The organism is Streptomyces sp. NPDC015346, from assembly GCF_043078785.1.
Lineage (GTDB): Bacteria > Actinomycetota > Actinomycetes > Streptomycetales > Streptomycetaceae > Streptomyces.
In genome coordinates this window covers 24370-39374 of record NZ_JBIBTW010000015.1, presented here as the reverse complement: position 1 = coordinate 39374, position 15005 = coordinate 24370, and the positions used below count along the sequence as shown (strand labels likewise).

12 protein-coding genes are annotated in these 15005 nt (G+C 70.2%); 1 reads left to right on the top strand and 11 read right to left on the bottom strand.

Translation table 11 applies throughout. The annotated features are described in order from the left end of the window. Positions 1 to 47 precede the first annotated feature (47 nt). The 6 genes from ACF06X_RS34015 to ACF06X_RS33990 form a co-directional block, all read right to left on the bottom strand. Positions 48 to 449 (bottom strand): DUF6009 family protein, encoded by a 402-nt coding sequence (locus tag ACF06X_RS34015; protein ID WP_392291193.1) that lies wholly within the window; start codon positions 447 to 449, stop codon positions 48 to 50. Next, entirely contained in the window at positions 446 to 1969 is a 1524-nt protein-coding gene (locus ACF06X_RS34010) for a phage/plasmid primase, P4 family (protein ID WP_392291192.1), read from the bottom strand. Before ACF06X_RS34010 ends, ACF06X_RS34015 begins: the two co-directional genes overlap by 4 nt. After that, positions 1966 to 3075 (bottom strand): bifunctional DNA primase/polymerase, encoded by a 1110-nt coding sequence (locus ACF06X_RS34005; protein WP_392291191.1) that lies wholly within the window; start codon positions 3073 to 3075, stop codon positions 1966 to 1968. Before ACF06X_RS34005 ends, ACF06X_RS34010 begins: the two co-directional genes overlap by 4 nt. 796 nt (positions 3076 to 3871) lie before the next feature. Further along, the gene (locus tag ACF06X_RS34000) at positions 3872 to 4810 is read right to left on the bottom strand and encodes a replication-relaxation family protein (protein WP_392291190.1); all 939 of its coding nucleotides are present in this window, start codon (positions 4808 to 4810) and stop codon (positions 3872 to 3874) included. A gap of 17 nt (positions 4811 to 4827) precedes the next feature. Further along, positions 4828 to 7002 carry an ATP/GTP-binding protein gene (locus ACF06X_RS33995; RefSeq protein WP_392291189.1) on the bottom strand — a complete coding sequence of 725 codons (2175 nt, stop codon included), beginning with the start codon at positions 7000 to 7002 and terminating at the stop codon, positions 4828 to 4830. Next, a complete protein-coding gene (locus tag ACF06X_RS33990; RefSeq protein ID WP_392291188.1) occupies positions 6999 to 7460 on the bottom strand; it encodes a hypothetical protein in 462 nt (153 codons plus the stop codon). The genes ACF06X_RS33995 and ACF06X_RS33990 overlap by 4 nt, the downstream gene beginning before the upstream one ends. Positions 7461 to 7699: 239 nt before the next feature. Here ACF06X_RS33990 and ACF06X_RS33985 point away from each other — a divergent pair, with 239 nt between their 5' ends. Beyond that, positions 7700 to 7972, top strand: coding sequence for a hypothetical protein (locus ACF06X_RS33985; protein ID WP_392291187.1), 273 nt, complete (start codon positions 7700 to 7702; stop codon positions 7970 to 7972). Positions 7973 to 8025: 53 nt separating this feature from the next. Here the strand turns inward: ACF06X_RS33985 and ACF06X_RS33980 are convergent, their stop codons facing one another. From ACF06X_RS33980 to ACF06X_RS33960, 5 genes are read right to left on the bottom strand one after another with little or no spacing between them, the layout of a single operon-like run. Further along, positions 8026 to 9186, bottom strand: a complete 1161-nt coding sequence (locus tag ACF06X_RS33980) for a C40 family peptidase (RefSeq protein WP_392291186.1) — start codon at positions 9184 to 9186, stop codon at positions 8026 to 8028. Continuing rightward, complete coding sequence (locus ACF06X_RS33975) at positions 9183 to 11543, bottom strand: hypothetical protein (RefSeq protein ID WP_392291185.1); 2361 nt, start codon at positions 11541 to 11543, stop codon at positions 9183 to 9185. Before ACF06X_RS33975 ends, ACF06X_RS33980 begins: the two co-directional genes overlap by 4 nt. After that, on the bottom strand, positions 11540 to 14083 hold the full coding sequence (locus tag ACF06X_RS33970; RefSeq protein ID WP_392291184.1) for an ATP-binding protein: 2544 nt from the start codon (positions 14081 to 14083) through the stop codon (positions 11540 to 11542). Before ACF06X_RS33970 ends, ACF06X_RS33975 begins: the two co-directional genes overlap by 4 nt. Positions 14084 to 14097: 14 nt before the next feature. Continuing rightward, positions 14098 to 14724, bottom strand: a complete 627-nt coding sequence (locus tag ACF06X_RS33965) for a hypothetical protein (protein ID WP_392291183.1) — start codon at positions 14722 to 14724, stop codon at positions 14098 to 14100. Further along, positions 14721 to 15005 (bottom strand): hypothetical protein, encoded by a 285-nt coding sequence (locus tag ACF06X_RS33960; protein ID WP_392291182.1) that lies wholly within the window; start codon positions 15003 to 15005, stop codon positions 14721 to 14723. The genes ACF06X_RS33965 and ACF06X_RS33960 overlap by 4 nt, the downstream gene beginning before the upstream one ends.

Sequence of the window (15005 nt, the reverse complement as noted above, 5' to 3'; positions counted from 1 at the left end):
CTCCGCCGCGGCCGCCCGGTCCCCCAGCACCACCAACACCGGTCCCGCTATAGCGGAAGCGTTATTCCGAGCTCCTGCATCGCGGTCGAGGGCGGGCCGCCTTCGGAGCGTTCAGTCTTTCGGCCCTTGATACCGGGAGCGAGAGTCCGGGGGTCGATGCCTTCCGAGGGGCCTGACGCACGGTACAGCCCTTCAGGGACGGTGTCGCGGTCGTGCGGCAGGAGCCAGAAGACCCGCCGACGGAAGGTTCCTGAGGCCCGGGAGGCCTTGGAGTCGGGGCCCAGGATGGCGTAGCCGACCATGCGGCCGTCGCGGAAGTACGCGGGTCGGCCGCTGCGGGTGGGCAGGCGGTCGAGGCTCTGGCGGACGTAGTCGAGCTGCTCAATGTCCTCAAGCCAGACCAGTTCGGTCTCGTGCTTGATCTCGTCGTCGCTGATCAGGGCACTCATGCCATCTCCTCGTCGGCGAGCAATCCGATGCCAGGGTAATACTTCCTCGAGTTCGACAAGATCATCTCTTTCGGGGACGACAGACCGACAAGCTCGCGAGTCCGCTGCGCGAACGCGCGGCTCGTGGCCGGCGGGGAGCCTTCGCTCGAGCACCAGGCCCTGTAGGCGTCGTAGAGCGTCTTCTGTTCGGTGCGGGCATCCGGGCTGAGGACGCAGGCCTCGTCGTAGAAGCGTCCGGTGTGGTCCTCGGTCTCTGCGTACGCGGTGGTTGCGATGCGGACCTTGTCGGGGCCGGTGAGGTCCTTGTCGCCGGCGAGGTAGCGCCGGGCGCCTTCGATGAGCCAGTTCAGGATCCCGGGGCCTTCTTCGGCGACCAGGATGTCGGCGAGGTTGTCGATCTTCCGGTCGTCGGGGACCGTGCGCTCGAAGGGAATGAGGCGCATACGGCGCCAGAAGGCGAATCCACCGGTTCCGACCTCGGGACGGTGGTTGCCCAGGAGCCAGAGCTTGTGGGTGGGCTCGAAGCTGAAGAAGTCCTGCCTCATGCGGCGGGCCTTGATCCGGTCACCTCCGGTGAGGAGCTTGACGCGGGCTTCGTCGAACTTGTCGCCAGGCTTGACCTCGGAGCAGACGATGATGCGCCGGCCGTGGAGCTCGGCGAGGTCGGTGGGGTGACCTTCGTAGGGGCGGGCCATCAGGAAGCCGGGCGGGGCAGCGTCCGCGTAGTCGCCCATGAGTTTCATGAAGAGGTCGAGGAGGACGGACTTGCCGTTCTTTCCCGCTCCGAAGAGGAAGGGCATCACCTGGGCTCCGACGTCTCCGGTGATCGAGTAGCCCAGAAGCAGCTGGAGGTATCCGATCATCTCGGCGCCTTCAGGTCCGTCGCCGAAGGTGTCGGTGAGGAAGCGGATGAACCGCGGGGTGGGCATCGCGGTGGGGCCGGTGGTGGTGGAGCGGGAGTTGAAGTCCTTATTCGGGTCCGGCGTGCGCAGCAGGCCGGTGCGCAGGTCGACCACGCCTGCAGGGGTGCAGAGGGCGTACGGGTCAGCGTCCAGGAGTTCGGCTTTGAGGACCATGCCGGGGGCTGACTTGGCCTGGGCGAGCATGGCGTTGATACCGGAGGTGCTCAGTGAGCGTTTCCGGTGTTTCCTGAGGGCTTCCATGGTGTGGATGCCGCGGGGGTCGGTGGTGGCGATCTCCTCGCCGATCTCGCCTGCCGCCCACAGGACTGTGTCGTCCTCGTCCATCTGCCAGCGGGTGGTGTCCCAGCGGTACCAGCTCAGGCCGGGGACGTAGCGGAAGTCGGAGGCGTAGATCTGCGCGAAGAGCTTGGCGTTTCCTCGGTCGCTGAGGCTGTCCGGCAGGAGACCGTGGGCGGTGGCGGGGCCGTCGACCAGGGCGGGCTTCGCCGAGCCTTGAGCTGGAACGGGGGCCGTGTTCTTCGCGATGATCTGTTCGGCAATGGCCGCTGGATCGAAGTCGAAGAGGACGCCCTCGCTGCCGCCGATGGGGCTGGTCACAGGCGGCTCCCGGTACGGAGGGGCTTGCGGGATCCCGCGGCCATGCCGCTGCGGATGATCTGCGTGGAGCGGCGCTCCTGCCCGGGGCGGGCGTAGTCTGCGGTCTCCTGAAGGATTTGCTCGGCTGCCTCGTGGGAGATGTGACCGGCGGCTGCTAGTCCGCCGGCCGTGTAGGCGGCGCGGTTGAGCTTCTCTGAGAATCCCGCCCCTTCCGTGACTGCTGCGCAGGCGGTCACCTCGGCAAGGACTGTCGACAGTGCCCTGGTTGCATGGGCGGCGCCACCGCCGGCTGCGACGACAGCCAGCCGGGCACGGGCGGGAACGGGGCGGGGAGCCGGGATGTGGGCGGCCGGGAGATGGTTGGTTCGCTCCAGCTCCTGGGCGAGCCATTGCGGGAGCGGTGCTGGGGTGCGTGTGGGCCCGACGGGGGTGTAGGTGCCGGCTGTCGTGGTGGTGCCGGGGGCGATGATGTAGCCGCCTTCGGCGCGGACGTCGACCTGCCAGGCGAGGGCTCGGCCGGTGCTGGAGCCGGTGGAACACTGCCAGCGGCGGGCGTCGGTGGCGCGGTACCAGATGTGCATGCCTCCCGAGGGGGTGCGCACGCGCAGGGTGTTGGCGTCGGTGGCGGGGTCCTGCTGGTTGCGGAGGGCTGCCAGGACGGCGAGCGTGTGGAAGCCGGTGGTCATCGCTGACACGTCGATGTCGTCAGCGATGGCGATGCCTGGGAGGAGTCTGTCCCTGGGGGGCGCGGGCGTGGGGTGGGCGTCGATGTCGATGACGACGAGGTTCGCTGGCCCGCAGGCGATCGCGACGCCCATCTGGGGGCTCTGGCTCCACCAGTGCTGGATCCGGTTGGTGTCGAGGGTTGCTGCGTGGAAGCCATGGCACCAACGGCCAGCGGCCCGGCACAGGCAGGTCCGGCGGTCGTGACCCTGCTGCCGGCATTCGGGGCAGTTGGCCGCGGGGGTTTTCTTGCCCGGAGCGAGGGGGTGGACTGGCCAGCCATGGCTGGCGCACCACTTGGCGATGGCAAGGGACCCAGCGACTGAGGCAGGGCGGTGCGCGGTCGTTGCGTCGCTAGGGGAAACCCGCAGGTCAGCAGGCATTCTCTTCCCCCATCAGCGACTGAAGCGACTCAACAACGGAGACAGCCTAGCGAAAAGTGGAGACCGTGGGGGGCACGTGTCGCCCGGGCGTGGCGTGGTGGCTGGGACCAGCGACTGAAGCCGTGCCGAGCGACTCGGATGCTTGAGTCGCTGAGGTTCAGTCGCTGAAGAAAACCCCAGGTCAGAGGCACTCTCGGCCGACTAGCAGCGACTGAAGCGACTCAAGCTCCTTATTTATCACGCCCACACGCGCACACAGGAAGAGCTCATATACCCGAACTTGAGTCGCTTCAGTCGCTGTTCCACAAGCAGAAGCGCTCTGACCTGGGGTTTTCTTCAGCGACTGAAGGGTTCTTCGGTCGCTGAGGTTCAGTCGCTCCTCCCTGCCCCCCAGCAGGCCCTCGATAGCGACCGAAGCGACTCAAGCGACCGAGTCACCGACATAGCCTGTCGAAATGCTTACCGTTCAGCTGTGACGAGGTTCGAGCAGCAGGTCCTCGATGACACCTTGATCGCCGGTCTGGTTTCGTCGAGCCCTCGAGTAGGGGGTGGATGATCTGCCGGGCCGTCATGCGGTATTCGTCCGGGTAGGTCTCGTTCCGGGAGAGCGCTCCGACCGGGCGGGTGTGGCAGTACATAGCGAGCATTTCGCTGATGAGTGGTGAGAACGGCCGGGTGATGGCGTTGGCGTCGTCGCAGGCTCGGTACTCGGCGGGTCTCGCCGGTGCGACAGGGGACGGCTTCGCTGACCGGCTCCGGATCTTGGCGAGGAGCACGGGGTTCCTCCCGTGAGGGTTCAGGCCGCTTCAGGCTGGGGGCGGAGCCAGGCGTCTGAGGGATGGGCGAGGCCGAGGACGGGGGTGAAGATGCGGGCGAAGGGGCCGCGATCGCGGAGCTGGTCGAGCGTAGTAACGCCGGCCCGCAGAGGGGTGGAGGCGAGTGCGGGGTCACTGGCGGCGAGACTGCGCAGGTCGGCGATCCGGCGGGCGAGGCGGTCCTCGGAGGCTCCCGTCAGCACGAGCAGGAGCCGGGGAAACGCCGGGTACCGGTAGCGCCAGGCCGGCATCGCGGCCTGGCGCCGAGGCCCGCGGGTGCCCTTGGTCGTCTGGGGCTGGGGCGCGTACTCGTAGTAGGCGGCGTAGGCATGCAGTTTCTGGGCGAGGCGGGCGATCGTCATCTGGGTCCGGTCGACCTCCACGAAGAAGGTCAGCAAGGTCCGCTGCTTGCCCGCGGTGTGGACGTAGTTGAGGACGGCGTCCGGGACGAGGCACAGCTCCTCCCCCGGCCGGGCTTCGTCGCGGTAGTAGTGGGCGATCTCGGGCGACCAGTCGAGGGGGCCGCACTCGTGGCCCAGGCGGCGGGCGTGTTCGACGAAGGCGGCTCCGGTTTCGACGACCGCGAGGGTGTGCTCCTGGAGCGGGCCGAGCGCGGCCTCCTGGCTCATCCGGTACGCGCGGGGCTGGAGCAGGCCGACGGCTTCGACGGACTGGGCCCCCTTCTCCGTCAGCCACCACAGCAGTTGGGTCTGGCCGGCGCTGCGCCGCCCTACGGCCTCGGCGAAGCCGGCCTGGCGGAGGGTGTGAAGCTGCCGGCGGAGGAACTCGGAGCGGGTGTGGTGAGGGGTTACGAGCCTGTGAAGCTGCATCGTTGAGACCAGGCGGTGCTGGTAGAGAACCTGGGCGGCCTGCTGGGCGACCTGGCCCAGCCCTGTGGGTGCGGAGTGCGGGTAGGGCATGGGGTGCTCCCCTTCTGCTAGTCGATGACGCTGGTGGGGTCGTCGGCGCTCGGGCCGCCGGGGCGCCGGCCGGTGTGGTGGGCGAGGACGACGGCGTCGAGCTCTTCCAGGTCGGCCAGGATGTCGCCGAGGGGGCGGCGGTTGAGGTTGCTGTCGATCGCCTGGTCGAGGGCGGGGATGCCGGCCGGGTTGTCGTAGTGCGCGAAGACCTCGTCCACGGGCAGGCCGCGAACCCGGAAGGGCGTGGTCCGGGCCCCGTTGAGGTTCACGGACATCACGTAGTGGTACTTCGGGAGCTCGGTGATCGTCTCCGGACTGACGTGGCCGTTCCACCTCTTGGCGACGAAGGCGGCCTCGTCGTAGTCCGCGGCGCAGGTGCTCAGCCAGCTCTGGTTCTGCAGGAGGGCCTGGCGGGTGATGGCGGAGAGCCGGAGCGCCATCTGGGTCATGCCGATGAACCTCACCTCGTACTTCCGCAGCTGCTCGGCGATGGCGGCGAGGAAGCCCTTGCTGCTGCTGTCGAGCGCGGTGAGCTCGTCGCCCCAGGCCCAGAACGTCTTCCGCTGCTCGCGCGGGGTGTCCTGCCGGGACATGCCGGCGCGGTGCAGGTCGTGGATGAGCAGGCAGCTGACCAAAGCGTCGCTCTCGCTGCCGGAGGGGCAGACGAAGACGACCTTGTTGGTGTCCATGGCGTGGCGGACGTCGTACGCGGAGCGCGGGCTGCCGAAGAAGCCCTGGAGGGACTGCGAGGTGTCGAGGCGGTCGATGGCGTAGGTGACGGTCGGTACCGCGTCCGGGCCGAGTTTGGGGAACGTGGTCTCCCAGTACGTGCGGACCCGGTCCGGGAGCTTGGGCAGCAGCTGCTCGCGCCAGTCCTCGTCGGTGAGCCAGGTGCGCAGCTGGAAGAGCGTGCACTGCGCCTCGGGGTGCCCGGCCTGGGCGGCCTGGAGGTTGAGCAGGGCCAGGGCCTGGGAGGCGCGGGCCAGGATGGTCCGGGCGCGGGGGGCGTTGTCGCCCCAGTCCTGCGCCGCGGCGATGCCCTCGGTGACGGAGCGGACGATGTCCTGGACGTCGGAGAGGGTGCGGCCCTCCATCGACAGGGGGTTCCAGGAGACGACCGGCTGGTCCGGGTCGGCCTTGGCGAGGTTGATCTCCCAGAGCCGGTCTGCGATCTCCGGGTGCGCGAGGTAGGGCTTTGCCCGGGCCCAGCCCTCGCCGTGCGGGTCGAGGAACCAGCAGCCGTAGCCGGAGTGCGCCATCGCAATGCACTGGACCAAGGCTTCCTCGGTCTTGCCGTGGCCGGCCTTGCCGAGCTGGAGGCCGAAGAGGAGGTCCTGCACCCGGGCGCCTGCGATCCGCTCGCGGCCGTCCGGGTAGACCACGGCGCCGAGCGGGATGACGTCGCGCTGCCCGGTGTAGACGGGGAGGTCGGCCGGAGCCGGCGGGACCAGGCCGCCGGAGCGGACCACGCTGGAGGCCGTGCACTTCACCGTCGGCGGCTTCAACCAGCCCGCGAGCTCGGGCACGGTCAGCCACTGCCGGCGGCGCGGCGCGAACTCCCCGCTTGCGAACCGGCGCTCGAACCGGCCGATCGCCCACCGTCGGGGCCGATGGACCTTGAGGTAGTTCTCCCCCGAGGTCATCGACAGCGCAGCAATCAGTTGGTGCATCCGGGCGAGGGCCAGCTGCGGGTGGGCGGCCTCGGTGCGCAGCAGAATCTGCACCGCGAACACAGCCCCGGTTGCGGGTTCGAGCTTGCCGACTCCGTCGCGCAGGTCGGTCTGCCGCGGGATCCGCTCGGAGCGGTTGGAGGCGCCGGCGCCGCCGGACCAAGCGGACGTCATCGAGCCCCAGAAGCCGCCTCCGCCGAGGCCGCCGGTGAGTCGCTCGCCGTACGCGGACGGGCCCCGTCGCGCGGCCCGGGCCATCAGGCGGCGTCGGCGGCGGGCCAGGCGCCGCTCGGAGACCGGGACCAGGTCGAAGACCGCCTCCGCCTTCTCCCCGTCTTCGGTGCGCACGGAGGCCATGGCCGCGGCCAGCTGCTGGAGCGGGTCGGGGCTCAGGCCGAGGGAGGCGAGGGCCTTGTAGTCGGGCAGGCCCAGGGCGAGCTCGGCGCGCTGCACGTACCGGCGCCCGTTCGCCTGGGCGGTGGGCGCCTGCGCCGGCTTGTCGAGGGAGATGACGGCGGTCACGGCGTTCCTCCCGGCCCGTTGAAGCGGACGGGCCCGATGTCGGCCTGGCCGTGCTGGGTACGGACTTCGACCTCCGCGAAGCCGGGCATGTTCAGGATCGCGGCCGCGGCCGCCGGGCCTTCGATGTAGCAGCGCATCGTCCCCGCCACGGCCGTGTACCGCAGGCGCACCGCAGATCCGCGGGCCGGGACACCGCTGGCGGCGTAGTGCATGCGCCCGAGCTGGCGGGCCCAGCGGCCGACTTCGCCTTCACCGGGGTCGAAAGTGGCTGTGGGGATCGCCTCGACCTGGACCCGGCCGGCGAGCGCCTGCCGGACGAGTACCGCCCGCCGGATCGTCCACCACACCCAGACCGCCGCCCCAAGGACGCCGAGGGCGACGAGGTACGGCGCGGCCGCGCTCAGAACGGCCTGGAGCTGGGCCAGGAGCTCGTCGACCGGCAGGTCCGGGATGCTCATGTCGGCCGGACCGAGGTCGGCCGGGACGGGGCGGTGTGGTGCACGGTGTCTCCAGGTCGGTGGGAAGAAGCCCTTCAACCTGGACCAAGTACGAATCCGAGGCCGATCCAGACACCGCGCCCGAATCCTTTACCCTCCCTTTGCGATCGGGGGTTGGCCGTTGAGACAGCAGCCGCACTGCTGCTGGCTGCCACGGCGCCGGCATACGCGAGCGGCGGGGCCGACAAGGGCCCTTGAGCGTGGGCGTGATCGGCGAGGGGTTGAAGGTGAAGGAGGCGCGAGCCCTCCTGAAGGGGTGTCACCCGGGCGCTCGCGCCGAGGTGTTCGTGCTGCAGGGCGGCAAGCGGGTCCAGACGGTGGGGTGGTGGAAGGCGACCGAGTCGGTGGAGTACAGCGAGCACATGTTCGAGATCGCGAAGTGGCCGGTGGGCAAGTCGTTGCGGCACGGAGACCGCATCTGCTCCAGGTTCGATCACCGCAGCGAACGCCCCCGCGTCACTATTCAGCGCTGAACACCTGTCCGTGCCCGCCCCCCGGTCGTTCGGGCGGGCGGGCACGGTGGCGTTCAGCTGACGATGCGCCGGACGACGAGGATCTCGCCCATGTTCGCCTGCTTGGTCACCTCGACGACCCGGCCTGGTTTCGGCGCGTGGACCACGTAGCCGTAGCCGATCGCCATGGACACATGCTCCGGGGCGGCCGCCGTGCCACGGGAGAACAGCAGGTCTCCCGGCTGCACCTGACTGGTGGGGACGCCTCTGCCGTCGTGTATCTGCGTGTACGTGGTGCGGGTGAGCTCCTTGCCAGCCACACCGTACGCGCGCTGGGTCAGGGAGGAGCAGTCGCACCTCTGGGACGGGTCGCTGCCGTGGGGGTTCGTGCAGCTGCCGCCCCACTGGTACATGGTGCCGAGCTGGCCGAGGGCCCAGCGGATCGCGGTCTTAACCTCCATCGGCGCGGTGGCCGGGATCTGGTAGCCCTCCGGCAGCGAGCCGGGCGGGATCTCCCCGAAGTCCACGTTGCCGACGCCCTGTCCGGCGCACCCTCCCGGGCCGAAGCCGCCGCCGAGACCGGGCTGTCCCGGCATCGGGCCGACGGGAGCGGCGCCGAGGGTGGGGGCGATGGCCTGCTGCAGGCCGGTCGCGAGGGGCTCGTGCTTGGCATACGCGTCGGGGAAGCCGGAGCGCTGGACCTTCTGCGCGGCCACCGTGACGGGCATCTGCTCCCAGTCCTTTATCTTCACGAGCCCGTCGTAGAACTTCCCGGAGGAGTAGACGGGGTCCATGATCTGCTCGCGGGTTCCCCAGCCCTGGGAGGGCCGCTGCTGGAACAGACCGAGTGAATCGCGGTCGCCGTGGTCGAGGTTGATCAGGGTGGACTCCTGGAGGGCGGTGGCCAGGGCGATGACCTGGCCGCGGGCCGGCACCCGCTTCTGGATGCCGGTCGCGACGATGACCTTGGCGTTGGGGATCTGCTTCTTGGGCTCGGAGAGGCCGGGGACGTTCACGTCGCCGCTCCCGGCGAGCATCTCCTTGACGTTGCGGGCTATCTCGGCGGTGTCCGGGTCGAGGCCGGGCTGGCCGCCGGCTGGGCAGCGGGCTGCAGCGGCCTCGGCCTCGCTCTGGCCGAGGCCGGCCACGTGGGCTCCGACAGCGGCCAGCAGAACGAGGGCCAGGCCGAGCAGGCCTGCGACGCCGGCCAGCCACGCCTTGAACTTCTTCTTCATGAGCGGCGCTGCCGACGGCGACGGATGTTCAGCTCACGCTCCTCGTTACGGCTCAGGGTCGCGTCGCTGGGCCGCCGCGGGGTCGCGGTCGGGACGCGGCGTGTGCCGGGCTGTCTTGGGGTGCCGCGGTCTAGGCGCTGCCGGAGCTGCTGCTGGCGCGGCGAGGCGGCCGGCTGAGTCGGGACCTGGTGCCGCCTTGTCGCCTGCGTGGCCGGGGGGTTGGGCTGGTTCGGTGTGGTGGTCGCCTGGCTGTTGCCGTTGGCCAAGAGGGTTGCCGGGCCTCCCGGGAGCCGGGTCGGGACGGTGACGGCCTGGCTGCTGCTGGTGGCGAGGTCGTGCGGCGGGCCTCCGGGGAGCTGGTTCGTCGGGGTAGCGGGCGGGTTGGGCGGCTGCGCGGGCGGGTTCTGCGGCGGTACGGGCGGTGTCTGGCCCGGGTTGCCCGGCTGGCGCTGGGGCTGGCTCCCAGGTCTGGCCGGGCGGCCGCCGCCGTTGACCCTGGACTGGATGCGGTTCATCAGCGCGACGGTGCTGACGCTGGAGCTCGTGGCGTAGCCGAGGGCGGCGATGGGATTTCCCGAGGCGAGAGTGACGCCGACCATCGTGGTGCGGACCGTGCCGCGGGTGACCTTGCGGGCGATCGACTGGTTCTTCGCCACCGGGGTGGACGAGGGGGTGAAGACGGAGCCGTTGGTACCGCCGATCCGGGCGGAGGACATCTTGGCGCGGAAGTTGGCTGCGGCCTGCTTGGACTTGACTGTGAGGGCCTTGCGCTTCTTGATCGCGCCGATGCACACGATGTCCACGGCGAGGAAGCGCAGGGTGAGTTCGTTGCCCCAGTCCTGCTGCGCGGTGTCGAGGACGGCCTGGACGATGAGGATGAGGACGGCGAGCCCGATGATGGAGGCGAGGAGTTGCCCGAGGGAGTGCAGGACGGATGCAGCCCAGTCCCACAGGTAGCCGCGGCCGGCGCCGGGCATCAGGCCGGCCACGAGGGCGGGTTCGGCCCGTACGGCGTCCCAGGCGATGCGGCACTGTGCGACGAGGAAGCTGCCGGTGAGGCCGGCGATCAGGACGGTGACGATCAGCGCGGCGACGAGGAGGAAGATCGCGCCGCCGACCTTGTCCATCGACGCCCGCTTCGCGGCCTGTACGTCGCCCTTGACGCAGTCCTTCTCGAACCGCTCCATCGGCGGGTTGCCGAAGTGGTCCAGGGCCCACTGCTTGGCCAGCGGCATGGTCCAGTCGGTGATTTGCGCGCCGCTGGGGTCGATCCATGCCCGGTAGCTGTGGAACTTCTTCAACCGCTCCATCTGCTGGTTCATCGCCCGCTCGTAGGCGAGCTGCGTGATCTTCGTGTCGGAGTACTTCTTCGCGCACTCGCCCTCGAAGACCCGGCCGTACTGGAGCAGCATCGCGGGCTTGACGATGAAGGCGTCGGTCAGCGTGTCGGTCAGCGGGCGGGAGAGCGCCAGAGTGCTGGCGGAGTCCTCCTCGTCGGGGGCCTTCTCCTTCTGGCCGGGGTTGGCGTCGAGGATGATGTCGGCGACTTCGAGGGCCAGGCCGCGGGCGGCCGCTACGGCACCGTCCTGCTCTCCCAGCAGGAGCTGCGGGGGCGAGGACAGCAGCGTGGCGGTGAGCGCGGCGATCAGGAGGGACAGGGCCGCATCGCCCCACCCCTTAGCCCGATCCCCGAAGAAGATCCGGACGACGGTGATCAGCGCGCACACCGACAGGAACAGGGACGGCAGCCCCATCTGCAAGATGACCTGGGTGTGCAGGGAGTTGGCGACGGACAGGACCGGCGCCAGGAGGAGCTTGGCGAGGCCGAAGCCCAGCGCCCAGACGATAAGCCAGCAGCAGAACGCGATGACCCACTTGGTGATCATGAAGCACAGCTCGGTGATCAGGTTCTGGATCCCGAGGTCCCAGTCGGTCAGGCCGCCGGTGTCCGACTTCACGGTGTACGCCGAGATCGGGAGGTTCCGCTCGTCGGTGACGTTGAAGACGGCGAGGACGCCTCCCTCGTCGGGCAGGAGCTCGCGCAGGCGCTCCTCCTCGGCCTTGAGGTGGGCCTCCTGCATGTTGTCGGAGAGCCGCTTGTTGAGGTCGGCGATGATTTTCTCGATCTCGGCGAGTTCCTCCGGGGTGGGCGTACGCGTGCCGGGTGTCGGGGGCCCGAGCGGATTGGCTACCGGCGGGCTGGTGGGCATCGGGGTCGGGTTCGGCTCGGCGAGGGCCGGCAGCGAGGTGAGCATGGTGAAGGCGGTGGCGGCGAGCGCTGCCACAAGCAGGGCGAGGCGCAGGCGGCCTGTTCCGAGCAGGCGCAGCCGCTTGAACGGGGCGCGAGGGGTCCTCATGCCGCCGCCTGGTAGCTGGTCGGGGTGGTGTGGATGACGCGCTCGATGGCCCGGTCGCGGGGGATGAGGACCCGCATGAGGCCGATGCGGCCGGCCAGGTCGCGGTAGAGGCACTCCCCCGCGCGGGCCCGGCGCTGATCCTCGGGCAGGCCGAGCGGCGAGAGGCCGCCGGTCACCAGGTCCAGCAGCTCGGTGTCGGTGGAGTCCACGCCGAGGAATTCGAGGCTGCGGGCGGCCAGGGGGCGGCTGGTCTGGCGGAAGACGAATCGGTGCGGGATAAGCCCGCGGACGATGACGCCCTTCTCACTGTCGGCCGGGCCGATGTCCTCGGCGTCGTGGCTGCCGACGTACGCGGCGGCGTTGCGCTTGCGGCCGTCGCGCAGCAACTCCAGAAGCAGCTCCAGGCCCTCGTCGCTGGAGGTGAGCCACCAGCACTCGTCAAAGACGGTGACCGCGAACTCGTCCCGGCTGCGCATCGCGGTCTCGCGGGAGACGGCGGCGATCAGATACATCAGCGCCCGGCCCAAAACCTTCTCGAACTCCAGGCGCTGGATCCGATGCTCGGAGGCGAGTTCGGACTTCTTCGGCAGCTGCAACGCACTGACGAGGAAGACGACGCTGTCGGCGCGCTGGGTGTCAACGACCGGCAGCGTCTCGTCGAACACCACCCTGGCCAAGTCCTTGCGGGCGACCGAGGCGAGCTTGCGGGCCAGGCCCTGGGCGGCCGCGTCCCCGGCGCCGCGCGCCGTGAGCTCCTCCATCAGAGCGCGCATCGACGGCTCCGGCCGGGCCAAGACCGCCTGGACAGCCTCCGACAGGGCGACGCCTTCAAGGTCCATCGGCCGTACGCCGAGCAGGAGGGTGAGGAAGGACTCGGTGAAGCGGGCTGCGACCTGGGGGCTGTTCTCCTTGTAGAGGCGCAGCGGGTCGAGGGAGACCTCGGCGGTGTGGTCGATGCGGATCAGCTGGGTGGTGCCGGGACAGGCCGTCGCGAAGCGGGCCCATTCCTGGTCGGTCGTGCGGTCGACGATCACGGCGCGGCCGCGGGAGCCCGGGCGGCCGAGCTGGTGGCCCCGGGCGAGGACGTTGTAGACGGCGCCCTTCATGCCGACGGACTTACCGGCGCCGAGCTCGCCGAGCCAAGCCATTGACGCGCTCGCGTTCTCGCGCGGGCCGCGGGCGGGGTCGATCAGCACGGGGCGGGCGCCGCCGGAGGCAACCTGGAGGCCGTAGAGGCCGCCGCGCTCGTCGCCGAGCTGGGAGCCGCACCAGGGCATGGCCATCGCGAAGTCCCGGGCGAGAAGGATCTGCGCGTAACCGGCCATGACGCGGGGAGTACGGCAGCCGGGCAGCATCGCCTGCCACAGGCTGGTCTGCTCGCCGGCGGGCCGGGAGAAGGTGTAGTCGGTGGACCCGAAGTCGGACGCGAGGGCGGCGGCGCGGTCCATGGCGTCGTCAGGGCTGTTGCCCCACACGGCGAGGGTGACCATGGCGCGGATCTCCACCTCGCGCCGGTTCGCGGTGAGCCGCTCGTGGTACTCCGCGTTGTCGGCCTGGTTGCGGGCGACGGCAGCGGGCGGGCCGGCCGGGTCGCCCTCGTACTCGGCGGCCTGCGCCTTCAAATGCCGGGCGCGCTTGCGGACCTTCGGCTCGGCCTTCGAGCCGGGCACAATGACCAGGCGGGCTGTCCAGTCAACTGGGTAGGCCAGGTCGTCGAGCTGCTGAAGGTAGGCCGCCCCAGGCAGCGCAAACGCCTCGGGCATCTCGCTCAATGCCAGGAGAGCCTGGTAAGAGTCACCCCACTCGCTGGAGACCTGGAGGAAACGCCGGGTGAACGGATTGGCCGGCAGGACGGGGCCGGAGGTGAAGTCGGCGCCGCCCTCGCCGACGAGGATCTCCCCCAGCGCCGCGACGTTGCGGCCGCGGCCGCGGACCGGGGTCTCGGTTCCGTCAGGGAGGAACGGTTCGGCGAGCCCGCGGCGCGCGGAATGGCCGTAGATCCACAGGATCTCCGCCTCGGAAGCCGGCCGCATCGACACACCGGTGGGCCACTGGGCCTGGATCCGCTGGGCCTGCTCCAGGCGCCGCTGCACCTCCACATCGGTGACGACCGCGGGCATCAGGCCAAGCTGCACGGAGACTTCCGCCTTCGCCGCCCGGAACGCGGACAAGACCGCGTCCTTCTGCGACAGCGGGGGCAGCGGGAGCGCGAGCCAGTCGGTACGGCCGGTCAGCTCCATCATCTCGAGCTGGTCCAGGACCGCATGCCCGAGGCTTTCGTAGCGTGGTGCGCGCTCCAGGTCAATGTCGTCGACCATGGCGCGCACCACAGCGGTCGGGTCGATCTGCGGGCACAGCGACAGAAGCATCGGCTCGCCGGTCATCGCCTTGAACAGGCCCTCCAGAGCCTTGAGACGGCGCTTCTTCACCACGGCCGGGGCGTGGGAGTAGTTGGTCGCAGCAACGCGCCACACCGCCCACACGGTGCCGTGGGTGGTGAAGATCAGGTTCTGCTGGACGTGCCGGATCGGCAGGCGCATCGTCAGTTCTCCAGTCAGTTACGAGTGGTGGGGGCCCGTCGGGCAAGCAGGGCCTGCACCCCCGAGGCCACCGGCGCGTCGGGCACCGAAGGCCCGGCGTGTGCTATCGGCGTGGCGGCAGGTACCGAAGGCCGGGGCCGGGGCCGCTTTGGCCGGGGCTCCGGTACGGAGACAGCAGCAATCGCCGGGGCGGTGGCTTCGGCGGCCTGTCCGTCGGCGGGCAGGTGAATGCGGGTGTCGCCGCGGGTGGGCCGGGGCGGCCGGTAAGTGCGGCCGCGGAGCTGGCCCCGACGGGGCGCGGCCAGCAACAGGGCGATGCTCAACAGGGCGGCCGCAGGGTTGCGGCCGTCGATGTGCAGGTGGCGGAGCACGAACGCGACCACGGCGGGCAGGACCAGGAGGACGGCGACGTCGAGCCAGCCGTGGCCGCCCCACAGGGGCCGGGTCAGGATCAGGGCGGCGACGGTGGAGACGATCCCGGCGAGCTGGGTCAAGGTGAAGGGGCCGCCGGGCAGCCGGATCCCCCGACCGCCGTTGACGTCCCGGATCACCCCGTGGACCAAGGGCGCGCGGCGGGCCTTGGTGTAGCAGCGGCCGATCAGCTCGAAGTCCAGCTCGCCGCCGCCAGCAGCGTCGGTCACTGGTCACCCCGGGGCGCCGTAGGGCCGCCCTGGTACTGGACGATGTCTTCGGTGGTCTTGTTCTTGAGGGCGCCCATGTTGGCGGACAGGCCCCAGACGATCGCCGCGAAGATGACGGCCATGATCGTCGGGCCGGGTGCCTTGGTCTTCCAGCCCACGACCACGACGAAGATCCCGCACAGTGCCGGGATGGCCACGTCGAAGATGAGGCCCTTGATGTCGGTGCCGAGGCCGGTGCCGGTCTGGATCCAGCCCGCGGCCAGCGTGATGGTGTCGTGCAT

Coding starts and splice junctions, on each gene's coding strand:
- ACF06X_RS33980 (WP_392291186.1), bottom strand. CDS start 9,186: ATGAAGAAGAAGTTCAAGGCGTGGCTGGCCGGCGTCGCAGGCCTGCTC.
- ACF06X_RS34015 (WP_392291193.1), bottom strand. CDS start 449: ATGAGTGCCCTGATCAGCGACGACGAGATCAAGCACGAGACCGAACTG.
- ACF06X_RS34000 (WP_392291190.1), bottom strand. CDS start 4,810: ATGCCCTACCCGCACTCCGCACCCACAGGGCTGGGCCAGGTCGCCCAG.
- ACF06X_RS33970 (WP_392291184.1), bottom strand. CDS start 14,083: ATGCGCCTGCCGATCCGGCACGTCCAGCAGAACCTGATCTTCACCACC.
- ACF06X_RS33960 (WP_392291182.1), bottom strand. CDS start 15,005: ATGCACGACACCATCACGCTGGCCGCGGGCTGGATCCAGACCGGCACC.
- ACF06X_RS34005 (WP_392291191.1), bottom strand. CDS start 3,075: ATGCCTGCTGACCTGCGGGTTTCCCCTAGCGACGCAACGACCGCGCAC.
- ACF06X_RS33990 (WP_392291188.1), bottom strand. CDS start 7,460: ATGAGCATCCCGGACCTGCCGGTCGACGAGCTCCTGGCCCAGCTCCAG.
- ACF06X_RS33975 (WP_392291185.1), bottom strand. CDS start 11,543: ATGAGGACCCCTCGCGCCCCGTTCAAGCGGCTGCGCCTGCTCGGAACA.